Source organism: Flavobacterium cutihirudinis, from assembly GCF_003385895.1.
GTDB classification, from domain to species: Bacteria; Bacteroidota; Bacteroidia; order Flavobacteriales; family Flavobacteriaceae; genus Flavobacterium; species Flavobacterium cutihirudinis.
Window position 1 is genome coordinate 787,137 of sequence record NZ_QRDQ01000009.1, and the last position, 15,831, is coordinate 802,967.

Annotated in this window: 13 protein-coding genes; 3 read left to right on the top strand and 10 right to left on the bottom strand. The window is 33.9% G+C overall.

Going from position 1 to position 15,831, the window contains the following annotated elements; all coding sequences use genetic code 11:
- Positions 1-34: 34 nt before the first annotated feature.
- From BD847_RS14200 to BD847_RS14215, 4 genes are all read right to left on the bottom strand, one after another.
- On the bottom strand, positions 35-805 hold the full coding sequence (locus BD847_RS14200; protein WP_115888915.1) for a 3'-5' exonuclease: 771 nt from the start codon (positions 803-805) through the stop codon (positions 35-37).
- Positions 806-1,021: 216 nt separating this feature from the next.
- The gene (locus tag BD847_RS14205) at positions 1,022-2,347 is read right to left on the bottom strand and encodes a dihydrolipoamide acetyltransferase family protein (RefSeq protein ID WP_115888916.1); all 1,326 of its coding nucleotides are present in this window, start codon (positions 2,345-2,347) and stop codon (positions 1,022-1,024) included.
- An 84-nt stretch (positions 2,348-2,431) separates the two neighbouring features.
- Positions 2,432-3,595, bottom strand: a complete 1,164-nt coding sequence (locus BD847_RS14210; RefSeq protein WP_115888917.1) for a glycosyltransferase family 2 protein — start codon at positions 3,593-3,595, stop codon at positions 2,432-2,434.
- Positions 3,596-3,626: 31 nt separating this feature from the next.
- Positions 3,627-4,811: a BamA/TamA family outer membrane protein gene (locus BD847_RS14215; RefSeq protein WP_244201607.1), complete on the bottom strand. Its 1,185-nt coding sequence runs from the start codon at positions 4,809-4,811 to the stop codon at positions 3,627-3,629.
- A gap of 138 nt (positions 4,812-4,949) precedes the next feature.
- On the opposite strand from BD847_RS14215, the gene BD847_RS14220 reads away from it, so the two are divergent.
- Positions 4,950-5,351 (top strand): hypothetical protein, encoded by a 402-nt coding sequence (locus BD847_RS14220; protein ID WP_115888918.1) that lies wholly within the window; start codon positions 4,950-4,952, stop codon positions 5,349-5,351.
- A 308-nt stretch (positions 5,352-5,659) separates the two neighbouring features.
- Here the strand turns inward: BD847_RS14220 and BD847_RS14225 are convergent, their stop codons facing one another.
- Positions 5,660-6,850, bottom strand: coding sequence for a DUF5009 domain-containing protein (locus BD847_RS14225; protein WP_115888919.1), 1,191 nt, complete (start codon positions 6,848-6,850; stop codon positions 5,660-5,662).
- A gap of 127 nt (positions 6,851-6,977) precedes the next feature.
- On the opposite strand from BD847_RS14225, the gene BD847_RS14230 reads away from it, so the two are divergent.
- Both BD847_RS14230 and BD847_RS14235 read left to right on the top strand, forming a co-directional pair.
- On the top strand, positions 6,978-7,715 hold the full coding sequence (locus BD847_RS14230) for a tyrosine-protein phosphatase (RefSeq protein WP_115888920.1): 738 nt from the start codon (positions 6,978-6,980) through the stop codon (positions 7,713-7,715).
- 79 nt (positions 7,716-7,794) lie between these two features.
- Positions 7,795-8,763 (top strand): T9SS C-terminal target domain-containing protein, encoded by a 969-nt coding sequence (locus BD847_RS14235; RefSeq protein WP_115888921.1) that lies wholly within the window; start codon positions 7,795-7,797, stop codon positions 8,761-8,763.
- Here the strand turns inward: BD847_RS14235 and BD847_RS14240 are convergent.
- From BD847_RS14240 to BD847_RS14260, 5 genes are all read right to left on the bottom strand, one after another.
- Complete coding sequence (locus tag BD847_RS14240) at positions 8,687-9,451, bottom strand: DUF4386 domain-containing protein (RefSeq protein WP_244201608.1); 765 nt, start codon at positions 9,449-9,451, stop codon at positions 8,687-8,689. The genes BD847_RS14235 and BD847_RS14240 overlap by 77 nt on opposite strands.
- 17 nt (positions 9,452-9,468) lie before the next feature.
- Positions 9,469-9,900 carry a DUF6326 family protein gene (locus tag BD847_RS14245; RefSeq protein WP_115888922.1) on the bottom strand — a complete coding sequence of 144 codons (432 nt, stop codon included), beginning with the start codon at positions 9,898-9,900 and terminating at the stop codon, positions 9,469-9,471.
- Positions 9,901-10,194: 294 nt separating this feature from the next.
- The gene (locus tag BD847_RS14250; RefSeq protein ID WP_208641805.1) at positions 10,195-12,510 is read right to left on the bottom strand and encodes a glycosyl hydrolase family 95 catalytic domain-containing protein; all 2,316 of its coding nucleotides are present in this window, start codon (positions 12,508-12,510) and stop codon (positions 10,195-10,197) included.
- Between the two features lie 11 nt (positions 12,511-12,521).
- On the bottom strand, positions 12,522-14,018 hold the full coding sequence (locus BD847_RS14255) for an alpha-L-fucosidase (protein ID WP_115888923.1): 1,497 nt from the start codon (positions 14,016-14,018) through the stop codon (positions 12,522-12,524).
- 21 nt (positions 14,019-14,039) lie between these two features.
- Positions 14,040-15,824, bottom strand: coding sequence for an alpha-L-fucosidase (locus BD847_RS14260; RefSeq protein ID WP_115888924.1), 1,785 nt, complete (start codon positions 15,822-15,824; stop codon positions 14,040-14,042).
- Positions 15,825-15,831: the final 7 nt, after the last annotated feature.

The window sequence follows — 15,831 nt, forward strand, 5'->3', positions numbered from 1 at the left end:
TAAAAAACTGAATACTGAGACTGCGACCGAAAACTTATTTCGTATTTAATTTTCTTAATTTAATTGCTGTCAAAACTTTTTTGGTATACAAAGGAAAATCAGCATTTTGAATCCAGCTAAAATAACCAGGCTCCGATTCTAAAACTTTCTCAACCTTCGCTCCTTTATGTTTTCCAAAAGTAAAAATTTCCTCGTTATCTTTATCAAAAGCAATCATTCCGGCAAAATCGGCGATTTTTTTACGAGTTGTAAATTCAGATAAAGACTTCATATCGTTTTCCAATTCTGGGTAACGATCCAATTGCGCTTTTAGGATTTCATAAGTTGCCATTGTATCAGCTTCCGCAGAGTGTGCGTTTTCAAGGCTTTTTCCGCAATAAAATTTCAATGCAGCACTTAAAGTACGCTCTTCCATTTTATGAAAAATCGTCTGAACATCTACAGAAACCTTATTCTTCATGTCAAAATCAACTCCTGCTCGTAGTAATTCTTCTGCCAAAAGTGGAATATCAAAGCGATCTGAATTAAATCCGCCTAAATCGCTGTCTTTAATCATATTGTAAACTTGCGGCGCCAATTCAGCAAAAGTTGGTTCATTAGCTACTTTTTCATCAGTAATACCATGTACAGTCGTAGTTTGTGGAGGAATCGGAATTGTCGGATTCACCAACCAGGTTTTACTTTCTTTATTTCCGTTTGGAAAAACTTTAAATATTGAAATTTCTACGATACGATCTTTACCGATATCAATTCCAGTTGTTTCAAGATCAAAAAAGCAAATTGGTTTGTTAAGTTTTAATTCCATTTTAATTTTTATAAGATTACAAATGTAATTTTTAAAGCCGAATTTCCGACCTCTATTTATATTTTTTTTGCCCACAAAGAAGCTATTTTTCAAATTTTAACTTCAATAAAGAACCAAAACAGCCGTTGCCAAAAAATTACCTTTCCTTTTTCTTACTAATAAAAAACCCGGAAAAATGAAATCATTTTCCGGGTCTTAAATTTATTTATAAATGGATTAGAAATCTCTATCTACATCAAAAGCTTCTAAATATTCTGCTACTCTTTTTACAAAACTTCCTCCTAAAGCTCCGTCTACAACTCTATGATCATAAGAGTGCGACAAGAACATTTTCTGACGAATTCCGATAAAATCACCTTCAGGAGTTTCGATAACCGCAGGAACTTTACGAATTGCTCCAAGAGCTAAAATTCCAACTTGCGGCTGATTGATAATTGGCGTTCCGAAAACACTTCCAAAAGTTCCAACATTCGTAACCGTATAAGTTCCGCCCTGCGTATCGTCTGGCTTTAGTTTTCCTGCTTTTGCACGGTTTCCTAAATCGTTAACCGCTTTTGCCATTCCAACAAGATTCAACTGATCTGCATTTTTAATTACAGGAACAATTAAATTTCCGTTTGGTAAAGCCGCTGCCATTCCTAAATTGATATTTTTCTTTTTGATGATATATTCACCATCAACAGAGATATTCATTCCAGGGAAATCTTTCAGCGCTTTTGCAACCGCTTCCATCATAATTGGCGTAAAAGTCAATTTCTCGCCTTCTCTTTTTTCGAAAGCTGTTTTAACTTTATCTCTCCATTTCACAATGTTTGTTACATCAACTTCAATAAAAGATTGTACGTGTGCTGAAGTCTGAACCGAAGCTACCATGTAACCTGAAATCAGCTTACGCATTCTGTCCATTTCAATAATTTCGTCACCGCCATTTACTGAAACCGGAACTGCCTGCTGACTTTTTTGAACTACTGGTTCTGCCACTTTAGGAGTTTCAACAGCTTTAGGAGCTTCAACTACTTTTGCTGTTACAGCACCAGATTTACGATCTTCAATATATTTTAAAATGTCTTCTTTGGTTACGCGACCATCTTTTCCTGAACCTGAAATACTTTCTAATTCAGCAACAGAAACACCTTCTTCTTTAGCAATATTTTTTACTAACGGAGAAAAGAATTTATCAGATCCTGAAAAATCCTGAGGTGCCGCTACAACTTCCTGAACAGCTTCAATTGTTTTTTCAATTTCAGCAGCCTCTACAGGAACCTCAACTTCTGCAGTTGTATTTGCAACTGGAGCATCACCTTCAGTTTCAATGATTGCAATCGTCTGCCCTACCTGAACTAAATCATCTTTGCCAAATAATTGTTCAATCAAAATCCCTGAAACTTCGCTTGGTACTTCACTGTCAACTTTATCAGTTGCAATTTCAAGTACTGCTTCATCAGCCTCAATTTTGTCTCCAACTTCTTTCAACCAGTTTGTAATAGTTGCTTCAGCTACGCTTTCTCCCATTTTAGGAAGCTTTAATTCAAATCTTGCCATATTGTTAATCTAAAAGGTGATTTTGATTTTCAGATTGCGAAATTACTGAAAAATTTAAATATAAATTACACTAAATATAATTTTTTACTCGATTTTTACAATTTGACCTCTGTCATTTCGCGAATTGCTTCCAATTATAAAATTGGTGTTTTTGGGGAAAATCTTAAAAGTAATGTTCTTATCTTTAAGAGTTTCTATGATTTTGATACATTTTTTGAATGAAACATACTGATTATCCAAAATAATCTCTGTCTTTTTACCCTTTAAAATCAGGCACGAATTTACCATTTTTTCTTTTTTGAATTCTAAAAAGCGGACTTTATTTTTTAGAATTAAAGGTAATTTTTCAGACAAAATCATATTTGAGGAATAAAAAATATAGCTTTCCGGCACTACTTTTATTTTCGTTTTTCCCTGAAACATTTTTACAAACGAGAAAAACCAAGTTCCCACTTGAATAAAAAAACTAAAGAAAAGCGATTTTTTAAAATGCTTTTGATAAAAGAAGTTCATTGCATCCTGAAAACGCTTCATATACAATTCGTCTTTTACAGTACTTTCTCCTTTATAATGCAAAACGGTAGTTTCATGAAAATAATAGTTCGATTTATTGAGTTGTAAAACACGATAAGACAAATCGATATCATCGGCATACATAAAGCAGTTTTCATCAAAACCTTTTAAATCCAGATATAATGTACGTTCCATAAACATAAAAGCGCCCACTAAAATTTCTACTTTTCCGGTTTGATTCGGATCTAAATTTTGTGCATAGTATCGATTAAAAATTCGTGATTTTGGAAAAACTTTATACAACCCAAAAATCTTTGTAAAGGCAACCCAAGGCGTCGGAATTCCGCGTTTACTTTCCGGAAGAAAATTTCCTGTTCCGTCAATTAATTTACAGCCGATAATTCCGAGATCTTTTTTTTCTTCGGCGAAAGCCAGAATTTTCACGAAAGTGTCTTCACCGACAACCGTATCAGGATTTAAAATGCAGATGTACTTTCCCTGTGCTTCTGACACTCCAATATTATTCCCTTTTGGAAAACCAAAATTTTCTTTATTTTGAATAAGTCTTACAGAAGGAAACTTCTCTTTCATCATCAAACAAGAATCGTCTGATGAATTGTTATCAATAACAATAATTTCGGCATCAAGCGCGGCAATGGCTTCCTGAACACTTAAAACGCATTGTTCCAGAAAGTATCTTACATTATAATTAAGAATGATTACCGATAATTGCATGAAAATTTTGGACTGATGATTTTTGGGGAAGTTAGAAATTTTCTGTTAATCCCAATCGTAATGACCAATCGTTTTTACTTATTCCGTAATCCAGCGCCAAATTACTATTGTTCTTTTTGTTCCATTTAATTCGGATTCCTGTTCCAACGGCGGGATGCCATTTATCAAATTGATATGTATCTAGCTTTGAAACCGATGAAATATTAGCAAAAAAAACGGCACCAAAAAAACCATTTCTGGTTATATCGGTTCGATATTCGGTTTCAAAATAAACCAATGCATTGCTTCGATATCTGTTTTTTGTAAAACCTCGTCCTGTTTTTCCGTCGCGGTCCCAGCCAATACTTGGCAAATCCAGATAATGTGGCTTTCCGCCAAAAGTCGACCAGTAAAATGCCCTCGATGCCCAAACGCGATGTTTCGTTTTACTGAAAGAATGATATTTTCTTGCATCAAAATACAAGGATTGCCATTTGTCTCCGTTTACACCACTTGTGTTAATTCTTAAATCGGCTTCAATATACATTCCTTGTTCCGGATTAACGATGTTTTTTCTGGAATCATACAGACCCTGAAAAGCAAAACCAAAAGAATTTTCATCTGAAAAATCGCCATCCATATATTTCACATAGTCGGTTTCTTCATCTATATACGATTCCTCAGAAATGTTAGTGTATTTATCATATAGAAAACCAATTCCCAGTCGATAATTGCCAACAACTTTTCGTGTAATAAATTGATAGAAACGCCATTGTTTATAATCTAAATTTGACATTTCTTTTTCTGTATTATGATCTCCTAATCCGTAAGTTAACTGCGGATAAATCAGATAGCGGTAATCACCAATGAAATTCCACTTATTGTCTTTCGTATAAATATAGGACTGAATGGGAAATACATATTGATTGCTAAAACTAAAATAAGGCGAAAAAGAAACCTGCGACATATTTGTTGTTTCATGATCTTCTCCAAGATAAAAAGTCGTCAAAAAAGAAATAACGAGTCCGTTTGAATTATTTGCCCCAACTGGAACTGGCAATAATGAAAATGCCAATTTTCTGTCTTTGCGCTCTCCTATTGTATCATTTTTTTTAAAGATTTTTTGAATGACGTCTAAAATATCCTGACTCTCCACAGCAGTGCTATCATTTTGTGAGTAACAAAATGGCGAAATAAAAATTATAAACAGGATAAATTTTATTTTTAAACTATTCATTAAAAAGACTTTAAGAATGTATTCTTACAAATTTAGAATTTTATCAAGACAATAACCTCTTTTTAAAAAGAATTACAGAATGAAAATTAAATCCTGAGAAAAAGTATCTTTGAAAGAAACCTATCAATATTAAAAAACATGAAAACAAGACTTTTTCTTTTACTTTTTGTTACTGTATCATTTTTGAATTTCGGCTACAGCCAAAAAAAATCAGCAGCTGCAAAAATTGATATTAATGGCGTTTGGGAAGATATTAATTCTGGTGTTCAAAATGCTGTTGCCATAATTTCAGAACAAAACGGAAAAATTATTTTCTCGCATTATTTAGAATGGAAAGGTCAAAAATTTGTAGAAAGTGGGACAGGAAAACGAACTGGAAATACAATTACATATAACGTAAATGTAACTTTACCAATTGATGGCTGGGCAACCGCAGGAACGCATACTTTGGTTTTATCTGAAGACGGAAATACGCTTGAGGGAACTTTTAAAGACAATAAAGATCGAAGTGGTCCGATTTCGTTTAAGAGAATTCGATAATTTTTGTTTCAGGTTTCTGATTTCAGGTTGTCTCTAAACGAATTATTTTAACGCAAAGTGCACGAAGGTTTTTCGCAAAGTACGCTAAGATTTTTACGTTGTAGCTAAATAATTAGCTGAAGTTCTCAAAGCTTTATTAAAAAAACTTTGAGAACTTTTAGTTTGTAAAACTCACTTAGAAAAAACCTTAGCGTACTTTGTGTTTATTTTTTTTAGCCACAGATTAAAAGATTAAACAGATTAAAACTTTGTGCACTTTGTGAAAAACCTTATTGCACTCTGCGTTAAAAAAACCGATTTGATCAAAACTATAAATGAAGTTGAATCTTAAACTTGTTGCAAATTTTCATAACCAATAACATAATGGTTGAGAAAACAAGTGACCAAATAATCCCGGGAACTCCTTCACGTAAATACTCCGGAATGATATGAATATTAAAAGCCTGATTAAAATAATATATAACGCCTGGTAAAATATAAATCAATAACGGATTTGCTGCGGCCGGCATAAAGAAATCACTCCATTTTGTTTGCTTTTTAAGTTCCATTAACCAATACAGAAAATAAAACAATACTGTACAAATTCCTGCTGAAAGCATCGTCCAAGATGGCGTTCCTTTTATTTTTGAAATTCCGTAATAAGGGCGAAGAAAAAATCCTACGGCAAAAAACAGAACGATAAAGCCAAGTACTGCCCAATTGATTTTTACCTCTTTTTTACGATCAAAGAATAGAAGCGAAATTACAATTCCGGCACTCACTAATGCTGCATGCGTTAAATGACCTGCAATAAAACTAAACCCAGGCAATTGGTGCAAAACATGTCCTTCGGTTAGGTTTATTGAATTGGCGATAACACAAAAAACTAGAAAAGCGATCATTGCCCATAGTTTGCCGTTGACCAACCAATAATATACCACTGTAAAAAAATAAGCCCAACCAATTAATCCAAGAATTCCCCACCATTTTGGCGTCATTCCTCTTTCGCCAGTGTCTTGAATGTATAAAAAGTAAAGCGCAACCAAAACTAAAATTGCTCCGTATTGAAGTATGTATTTTAACCAGACTGAGAAATCTTTTGGGTATTTATTCCAAATTGGAATTGGCATTGAATACGCTAGAAGTCCCCAAAAAGCAGGTGTAATCAGCATTTTTGATGCATCATATCCATATTCTGCGTTTACCATAAAAACTCCGATAATGACTAATGCCAACGCTCTTTTTAGAGTATGCGTCCATATCGTTTTTGGGCTATCTCCTTTTAACAATCTTGCATTAAAAGCAAAAGGAACCGACATTCCGACAATAAACAAAAACGAAGGAAAGACCAAATCTACAAAGGTCATTGCATCTGCGTCTGCAGGCATATGTTTCATCCATTGCGGAACATTTTTAACACTTGCAAGTTCATTTACAAATATCATTACAAAAATGGTAATTCCGCGCAAAGCATCAATAGAAATAATTCTTTGATTGTACAAATTCTCTTTTATTTTCATAAATAATTAAAGTATTAATAATCACAAATATAAAATAATAGTCGAGATAGCCATTTATTTCTAAAACAAATTAAAAGTCATTCCGTTCTTATAACAGATTTACATTCTATTCTTTACTTTTGCAGTTATGTTTTCCTTTTTAAAATCAAAACCGTACTTAAAGGATCTTTTAGGCGGAAATTATGTTGATATTCATTCCCATTTATTGCCGGGAATCGATGACGGAGCCAGAACTTTGTCTGACACACTGACGCTTGCAAAATCCTTTGAAGAAATAGGTATTTCTCAATTTATTACTACACCTCACATTAGCCATTATTTCTGGAATAATTCACCTGAAATTATTTCTTCAAAATATGAGGAAACCAAACTTTTCCTGAAAAACGAAAAAATCGAAATTCCCTTTAAAGCTGCTGCCGAATATTTAATGGATGATCGGTTTGAAAACAATTTACAAAACGAAAAGCTCCTAACTTTAAAAGACAATTACATATTGGTCGAAATGTCTTACATAAACGCTCCGATACAGTTGTATAAAATTATTTTTGATATACAATTGGCAGGATATATACCGGTTTTGGCGCATCCGGAAAGATATTCGTTTTATCATAAAAACTTCGATGAATATGATAAACTTAAAAAAGCAGGTTGCCGTTTTCAACTGAATTTACTTGCTTTAGTGGGCTATTACGGAAGCGAAATCAATAAAATTGCAAATCAATTGCTCAAAAAAGGAATGTATGATTTTACAGGAACTGATATTCATCATACTAAACATATAAAATCTTTTGACCAAAAAGTAAAATCAGATTCTATCTCAGATTTAAAAGAAGTTATAGCTAACAATCAGTTTTTTAGGTTCTAATTTTTTCTAAAATAAAATTTAGACTCAAAAAAAGAACTCAAAATTGTATCTTTCAATACAGAATTTAATTTTTATCAGAATGCGATTTTTTGTTTTCTTTTTCTTCTTTGTTTTAACTTCTGCCTATTCTCAAATATCAGGCTGCACAGATCCTGCAGCAATAAATTACGATGAACAAGCTACTTTAAATAATGGAAGTTGTCTTTATAAAGATTTAAAAATAAAACCTGAATATTCTATTAATATCAGTGATTCTATAAAGGAAACTTCCGGATTAGTATTTTTTAATGATTTATTCTGGACACATAATGATGATCATGACAAAACAATCTACGGATTAGATTCTTTAGGAAAAATTAAACGAAAAATCATTCTTAATCAAGCCATTAATCATGACTGGGAAGAAATTGCACAGGATAGTTCTTATTTATACATTGGCGATTTTGGAAATAATTATAGCGGAAACCGAACTGATTTAAACATTTTAAAAATTGATAAAAAATCATTTTTAAACGAAAATCCAATTATTGAGAAGATTTCCTTTCGCTACAGCGATCAAACCGACTTTACGCCACAAAAACCAAATAACACCAACTTTGACTGCGAGGCATTTATCACCTCAAAAGACAGTATTTATTTGTTTACAAAACAATGGAAATCGTCTAAAACAAGTATTTATGTTTTGCCAAATCAAGCAGGAAGTCAAATTGCTCAATTTAAAAGCACTTTTGACACAAAAGGATTAGTAACCGGCGCAACCTATCTGGAAGAAAAAAAGCTTGTTGTTCTTTGCGGATATTCAAAAATTGGAAAACCTTTTTTGTATCTGCTAAACAATTTTAAAGACCACGATTTTTTATCGGGAAATAAAAGAAAAGTTGATCTTAAACTTCCTTTCCATCAAGTTGAAGGAATTGCTACAAAAGATGGAATTCATTATTTTATAAGCAATGAATCATTAGTTCGAAAGCCTATTTTAAATATTCCCCAGCAAATTCATTATTTGGATTTGAGTCCGATTTTAGACGCGAATCTTCTGAAGGATTAGTATATTCTTTTGCTCCCATTATCAGAAGCCACAAACACGATCCTATTTCGCCCAATGTGGCAGGAAGTCGTACTATGGAAGATATTCCTAACTGAGAATAATTAGGATATAATGAATTCCCAAAGAAATTGATCAGATAACTGATACACCCCAACATAAGTAAAACTCCAAAAAACTTAGGAATAATTCCGGATTTATAAACCAAATAGCCATATGGAAAAAGCCAAAGTCCCCAGAAAACCTGAACAATAAGATTTCCGTAATCGTACTGATTGAGATAAAACATTACTTGCTGAAGAACTTCTTTCGTTGGCACGGAATCTTGTCCGTTAATTATAGAAATTACCGCAAATTTATTAAGCATATTAACAAAAGAAATCGGCACACTCACAACGGCCAAAACGACCATATACAAAGCATAAGTTTTATGAGCAGGTTTTAATAATTTGTATAAAACCAAAGGCAGAAACAGAAAGAAAGTATAACAAACCAATCCACTCACAATTCCAGTTCTAAAAAGGAATTCCGATTGTTTAATTGCATTAAAAGTTGCTGAAGGATTGTCCCAAACAATTAATTTTGAAGGAACATAGCCTAAACTAAAAATTCCGGTAAGTACAACGACCAAATATAGAAGTCCTGCAATTCTTCCGGTGTTTTTAAACGACATTGTAGATTTCTCGCTCATATTATATCATTTTAAAATTAAACAACCTTTGGCCATTTAACGGCAATCCAAACAATCACAGCGGTAAGAATACTTTCTACTATTGCCAGAAAAACATAAAAACTCCACCACGGTGCAATCGACGTGAAAGCAATCAACAACATTATAGCGGTATAAATAATCCCGAATAAAATATTAAGAAGTCTGCTGACTTTTGGTTTTGCGGCAACCGATATAAATATCATTAAAGATGGAATTACCATTAAAACCGAGGCACTAAATAATTTAATTGGAGAGTCCAATAAGGTTTGACCGCTTATAAAATCGGCTACTTTGTTTGGGACATACAGAGAGAAATAATCGCCATATATGTAGCAAAACATGACCGAAGTCCACAATGCAGAAAGTTTGATTTTGGTATTTATTTTAAAATCTTCTAAACTGGCGGGTTTTACATTTTGCACACTCATACTAAATGGTTTACTGGTTTTTAGTATGACGAAACAAGACTTAATTTGTTACAACTTTCAATAAAGCAATCCATAAAACAGCTTTTTCTGCCGGATTAACTATTATCCGTAAAGCCCCAGCGGGGCGAAATATTTATAGAATTAAAACAAGGCAAATAAAAAAGCTCCTGAGGAGCGACATATATTACGACTGTAGAAAATATATGTCGCTCCTCCGGAGCTTTATGTTTTAAACATTTATACTTAGCTATAAATATTCCGCTTCTCTGAAGCTTGCAAAAAATTATTCTATTACTATCTTACATCCTTATTTTTTAAAGTAATCGATCCTCCTTTGCTAAATTCCAATTCTATAAATTCGTCTGAAATTTGTTTAGCACTTGCGTTTTGATTTCCCTCTATTATCCAATTTTTAAAAGGCGCTTTTAATTTGGTTTTTCCGCCCTGCTCTGCTACAATCTTGATTTCTGAAATACTTCCATTTTTCTTTGAAGCACTTACCAAAAATGCACCTTGCGCTCTCAAAGTTGTAAAAGAAACGTCTTTCCAATTTGCCGGTATCGCAGGCATAATTTCTATAAAGCCAGCTTGACTTTGCAACAACATTTCTTGTAAACCTGCTGCAAAAGCGAAATTACCTTCCAATGTAAAAGGACGATATTGAAACTTTGAATAACCGGATTTGGTCTGATCTCCGTTAACATGAAAACTATTTTTAAGGCAAAAAGCTTTGGCAAAAATTTCTAAATCTTTAGCAGCACCTTCTCCATCTTTTGCCCTCGCTTTAAGATTTGCCATCCATGAATACGAATAACCACACCAATAATCCGGTCCGACCTTATCTACAAGTTTGATCGTATTTTTAATCACTGATTGTGATTTTTCTCCATCTTCCCATTCAATTAAACTCAGCGGATGTATGGCCATCAAATTAGAAAAATGTCTATGAGACTGGCTATATGGCATTGTTGGGGTAATCATCAATTCATTGTTTGCTGTAAGGGCATAATCCGGAAATTCATCTAAGATTTTTTTCCAATGACTTGCTTCCTGTTTTAATCCCAATTCAGTTGCCAATTCAGCTGCCGCTTTAAAAGTAAAAGTCATTAATGCCAAATCATAATTTGTATTCTGATTGAACCACGCACTAATATCATTATCATTTATTTCAGGGCTGGAACTAATTGGTAATTTTCTAAAGCCTTTCTCGTCCTTTACAGTAATCTGTTCCAAATGTTTTGCCACGTCTTTAATCCACGGGTATGCTTTTTGCTCCAAAAATTTACGATCCATGCTATAACGCCATTGCAAATAATAATGGTGGCCCAGCCACGCTGATACGGTTGGCGAAAAAGAATATTGAATCCATCCTCCCATTTCGGTTCCGTCAAGGGTTGTAACACCTGGAACTGCAAGACCATCATTTCCAAAATACATTTTGGTATATCGCTTATAATTAGCTTTATTTTTCTCAAGATCATCAATATAGCCCATCGCTTCCTCCAAATGATTTGCACTATAAGAAGGCCAATAACTTAGTTGCGTATTTAAATCATGATGATAATCGCCTTTCCATGGCGGTAGTCTTCCGTTATCTGCAGTCCAAACCGCTTGAAGGGAAATTGGCGGAGCGCCTCTTCGCGCAGCTGATCCAAATTTATATTGCTCCAAATACCATTGTTTTTCCAATAAAGCATCAGGTACCGAAATACTGGATTGGTCCCAGAATTTTGTCCACCACGAAATATGACTTTTTAAATCGGTATTATAACCACTTTCCAAAGTCTTTTTAGCAACACTCTCAGCAACAGGATTCACCTTTTTATCAGGAAACTGAGACGTAATACTCCAAACACCTTCAATAGTGGAATCGTTTATTTTCTTCCAGCTGACGCTAATGTTATACTTAAATCCTCCCCAACCTTCCTGCTCATAAGAAATAGTATTTCCTTTTTGGGTTATCTGGCCTTGCTTATAACCTAAGCGTGCTAAATCATCTCCACCTACCGGATCTCCGGAAACTTTTACTTCGCCCTGATATCTCGGTGTAATTAAATGAGGAATAAAATCTTTTTTTAAATTTTCAAAACGAAACCATCCAACCGGTTTAACAGCATGTACAAATGTTTTCAAAATAGTTCCGTTTTCCCATTTTACTTCGCATAAAGCATCTTTAAGTGTTAGTCTTACTGATGAAACTGGTCCCCAATTCTGAATATCAAATTCTAATGCGCCGCCCGGAATTTTACTTGGTGCCGGTTCATTGTCATAAGGTTCGTCAAAATATTTTTGTACAATGCCATAATCCTTCTTCTCCACTTGTCCTTCTACCCATTTGTAACTAAACTCTTTGCGGTGCAACCCTTTCATAGGGCGCATATCCCATAAATCAGCTCTGTCAAGTGACAAATGCAAATTATTTCCTTTTTGCCACACTAAGGCACCAACCATTCCATTTCCAAGCGGAATACCTTCATCCCAAGATGTTGCGAGCGAATTAAAATTGAGTTCCTGTTTAGAAACTACTTTTTCTTTGTCTTTAAATGACTGTGCATTTAAAGACAAAGAAGTTATAGAAGCAAAAATTAAAACCAGATGAAGTGCTTTCATTAATTTATATTTTAGGATTTTAGCTGTATTTTTCTATACTGTTTTTCAACATCATTTGAAATCCCAATATGATAAATCGAAGGAATTTCTTTAGAATGAAGAATGTTTAATCTCAGTTTTGATGCATTATAGACTTCCGGCAATTTTATTATTTTGCATGAACCTACCTCATCTCCCATATAAACTGTTTTCCATTTTCCATCAATCATCAACTCAATTGAAAACTGATCAATATGATATTGTTTTAAAGTTGAAAAACCATCTTCAAGATCAATGCTTTCCGGATGTTCAAAAATGGTAATTCTATTTAGTTTTTTGGCATTTACTAGATCCATTTCGATTGTAGCCGTCTTTTCTCCTGCAGTCCAATAAGTTTCCAAACTTAAATCATTAATTTTTGAAATATCGAACTTTTTGTCATTTGACGAATTTGTAGCCTTAACTGGCAAGTTGAAAGATAAATTAGTTGGCCCTGCCGGAAATTTTCCTCCGCCCCGAATACCTAATCTATCCGCCAATTCGAAAATCCTGTTCTTTTCATGTTCTCTAATTTGTCCGTGTTCATCTGGCGGAACATTCAAAATCATGATATTATTATTTGCTGTTGTCCAGTAAAACAACTCCTCCAATTCATCAAGATCTCTGGCTGGTAAATTTTCTTTTTTCTGAAACCAATTCCAACGGTTTGACAAACATAATGTATGTTCAAAAATTAAATAAGTCTGTCCATCAGGCTGACTAAATATTTTTGGATCATCCCATCTTGCTAAATTAGGATCTTTTGTTCTAAAATCGACTGGCCAAAAACGTACTTTGTCACCCGTTTTCTGATCTGAAGGTTGCTGAATTGTTCCCGGTTTTCCATCAACACTAATTGTATGATTTACTGTCACTAAACAGTTTGGTTGCAGTTTTTTAATGTGAGCATACACTTCTGGAATATGCCAGGCATCATCCTTTTTTGCCCATGCACCATCAAACCAGATTTCACATATATTTCCATAATTGGTCAATAATTCTGTTAGTTGATTTTTCATATAATCAACATAGGGCTGCGGGTCCTTTAAATCATGGCTTTTTTCATGTTGATCCCATAAGGAGTAATATAACCCTAATTCAATTCCGTATTTTTTACATGCTTTGGCAACCTCGGCAATAACATCTCTTTTTACTGGACTTGACGCAACATCATATTCAGTGTATTTGCTATCCCACAAGCAAAAACCATCGTGATGTTTCGTAACCAAAATGACATATTTAAAACCGGCTTCTTTTGCTGTTTTCACCCAGCTATCAGGATCTAACTGATCTGGATTATAAGACGAAACGGGCAATTTTCCGTCAGACCATTCTATTTGGTTAAACGTATTAATACCAAAATGGATAAACATTCCATAACCTCTTTCTACTTGTGTAAGCTGAAGTTTAGAAATTTGTTGAGCCGACAAACTGAGAAAGCATATACTCAGCAAGAAGCTAAACAGAAATTTTATTTTATTTGAGTTCATAAAAAAAATATTGAAATTGAATTATTTTGAATAAATTGTAATGTCTAAATTGGGTTTTAATTGATTTTCTAATTTTATATATCTGATTTCTTTTCCAGGAATGTATACACCGGCTAAAAATGAGCTAATACTTATTTCTCCAAGATTTTCTGAACTAGTTCCTTCATTTTCCCAGCTTTTCCCATCTTTTGAAACAGAAATAATTAATGTACCCGCATTTCCTGATATACTTAATCCTGTAACTTTTTTATCCGTATGTAAATCTATAATGGCATTTTTATCTTTCCAGTCTGTTTTCTTTAGCTTAACGACTTTAAATTTTTCGCCATAAGCAGGATCATCAAAAACAGATGTGGAAGTTTTAATTTCTTGTACTTCACTTACATTATTGATCATATTTAATACAATTACTGTAACTAATTTATCCGGGTTTTTAGGTTTGTTGAAAGTTATAAAGGAATCTTTTTCAGTATAAATCAGCTTTTCATTACTATTTAGAAAACTCGCTGATAATAGCTTATTTCCCGAAATCCTTGGCAAACTCAATTTTTCTTTATCCCAATTGTATACATAAATATAAATCTTCTTGTTCGAGTAAACTGAGCCATAATTTTTAGAAGGCATCCATGGACCGCCATTAGTTCCATAATAGGCTTCACCATTATTTTTTAGCCATTTTCCAACTGCTAATAAGGTGTCTTTTTGAGCACCATCAAACTCACCGTTCCAATGTGCGCCCCAGCTTAATAATACATTTCCGTTGCCTGAGGCTGCCGATAACATTTCCTGCAACAGCGATTTAACGGACCTGATTTTAGGCTCTGGAGAATAGGCCCAGCTTCCGTTTAAGGTCATCGCGCTTTCCCACGGCCTTTTTTGATACATTCCGATACGTTGTTCAGGCGTATCAAAATCACCGGGAATACTGGCTCTGTTATTAATTATAATACCTGGTTGCAAACGTCGAATCATGCGAGTAAGATTTTCAGAATCCCACATATCAGCGGTAAACATTCCGCCCCAATATACAGCATCAAACCAAAAAATATCAATTTTGCCATACTTCGTGCAGAGTTCCTCAATAGCTTTATACTGATAATCAATATATTTAGAATGGCTTGAACCCGGCGCAACTTTCTTACCCGGAAGTGCCTGATAATATGGAGGATCTGAAATTTGTTTAATTGTATTTGGATCAACAGGAGCATAATCCGGATGATACCAATCTCGCTGAGAATAATAAAACCCAAAAGGCATTTTTGCTTTATGACAAGCATCTGCAATTTCTTTAATATAATCCCTTCCGAAAGGCGTATTGGTAATCTTAAATTCCGAATATTTAGTATCCCACATATGAAAACCATCATGATGTTTTGCGATGACTACAATATATTTTTGTCCAGCCTCCTGAGCTATTTTCACCCATTCGTCTGCATTGAATTTTTCCAATTTAAACTTTTCAGGCCATTTCGTCCAAACACTTTCAGGATATTCTCCATGCCCCTGATCCGGTGCTTTTCTGGTATAAACAATAGGCCAGCTCAAGTCTTTACTTACATAAGACGAAAGTCCAAAATGAATAAACATTCCATATCTGGCATCTTTAAACCATTTCATTTCCTTCTCCGTAGCAAAATTACTTGAGTTCCACTGCTCGTCAGTAAATGGCTGATACAAATAAGACTCGCTTTTATTTAACAAAAACCTTTTATCGTTATCTAATACCGACCATTGAGCAAAAACATTGGCGCAGAGAAACAGCATAGAAAAGCAAAGAAGTCTATTAATTTTATTTGTATCGTTCATAAATGAA

Coding starts and splice junctions, on each gene's coding strand:
- BD847_RS14200 (WP_115888915.1), bottom strand. CDS start 805: ATGGAATTAAAACTTAACAAACCAATTTGCTTTTTTGATCTTGAAACA.
- BD847_RS14205 (WP_115888916.1), bottom strand. CDS start 2,347: ATGGCAAGATTTGAATTAAAGCTTCCTAAAATGGGAGAAAGCGTAGCT.
- BD847_RS14210 (WP_115888917.1), bottom strand. CDS start 3,595: ATGCAATTATCGGTAATCATTCTTAATTATAATGTAAGATACTTTCTG.
- BD847_RS14215 (WP_244201607.1), bottom strand. CDS start 4,811: ATGAATAGTTTAAAAATAAAATTTATCCTGTTTATAATTTTTATTTCG.
- BD847_RS14220 (WP_115888918.1), top strand. CDS start 4,950: ATGAAAACAAGACTTTTTCTTTTACTTTTTGTTACTGTATCATTTTTG.
- BD847_RS14225 (WP_115888919.1), bottom strand. CDS start 6,850: ATGAAAATAAAAGAGAATTTGTACAATCAAAGAATTATTTCTATTGAT.
- BD847_RS14230 (WP_115888920.1), top strand. CDS start 6,978: ATGTTTTCCTTTTTAAAATCAAAACCGTACTTAAAGGATCTTTTAGGC.
- BD847_RS14235 (WP_115888921.1), top strand. CDS start 7,795: ATGCGATTTTTTGTTTTCTTTTTCTTCTTTGTTTTAACTTCTGCCTAT.
- BD847_RS14240 (WP_244201608.1), bottom strand. CDS start 9,451: ATGAGCGAGAAATCTACAATGTCGTTTAAAAACACCGGAAGAATTGCA.
- BD847_RS14245 (WP_115888922.1), bottom strand. CDS start 9,900: ATGAGTGTGCAAAATGTAAAACCCGCCAGTTTAGAAGATTTTAAAATA.
- BD847_RS14250 (WP_208641805.1), bottom strand. CDS start 12,510: ATGAAAGCACTTCATCTGGTTTTAATTTTTGCTTCTATAACTTCTTTG.
- BD847_RS14255 (WP_115888923.1), bottom strand. CDS start 14,018: ATGAACTCAAATAAAATAAAATTTCTGTTTAGCTTCTTGCTGAGTATA.
- BD847_RS14260 (WP_115888924.1), bottom strand. CDS start 15,824: ATGAACGATACAAATAAAATTAATAGACTTCTTTGCTTTTCTATGCTG.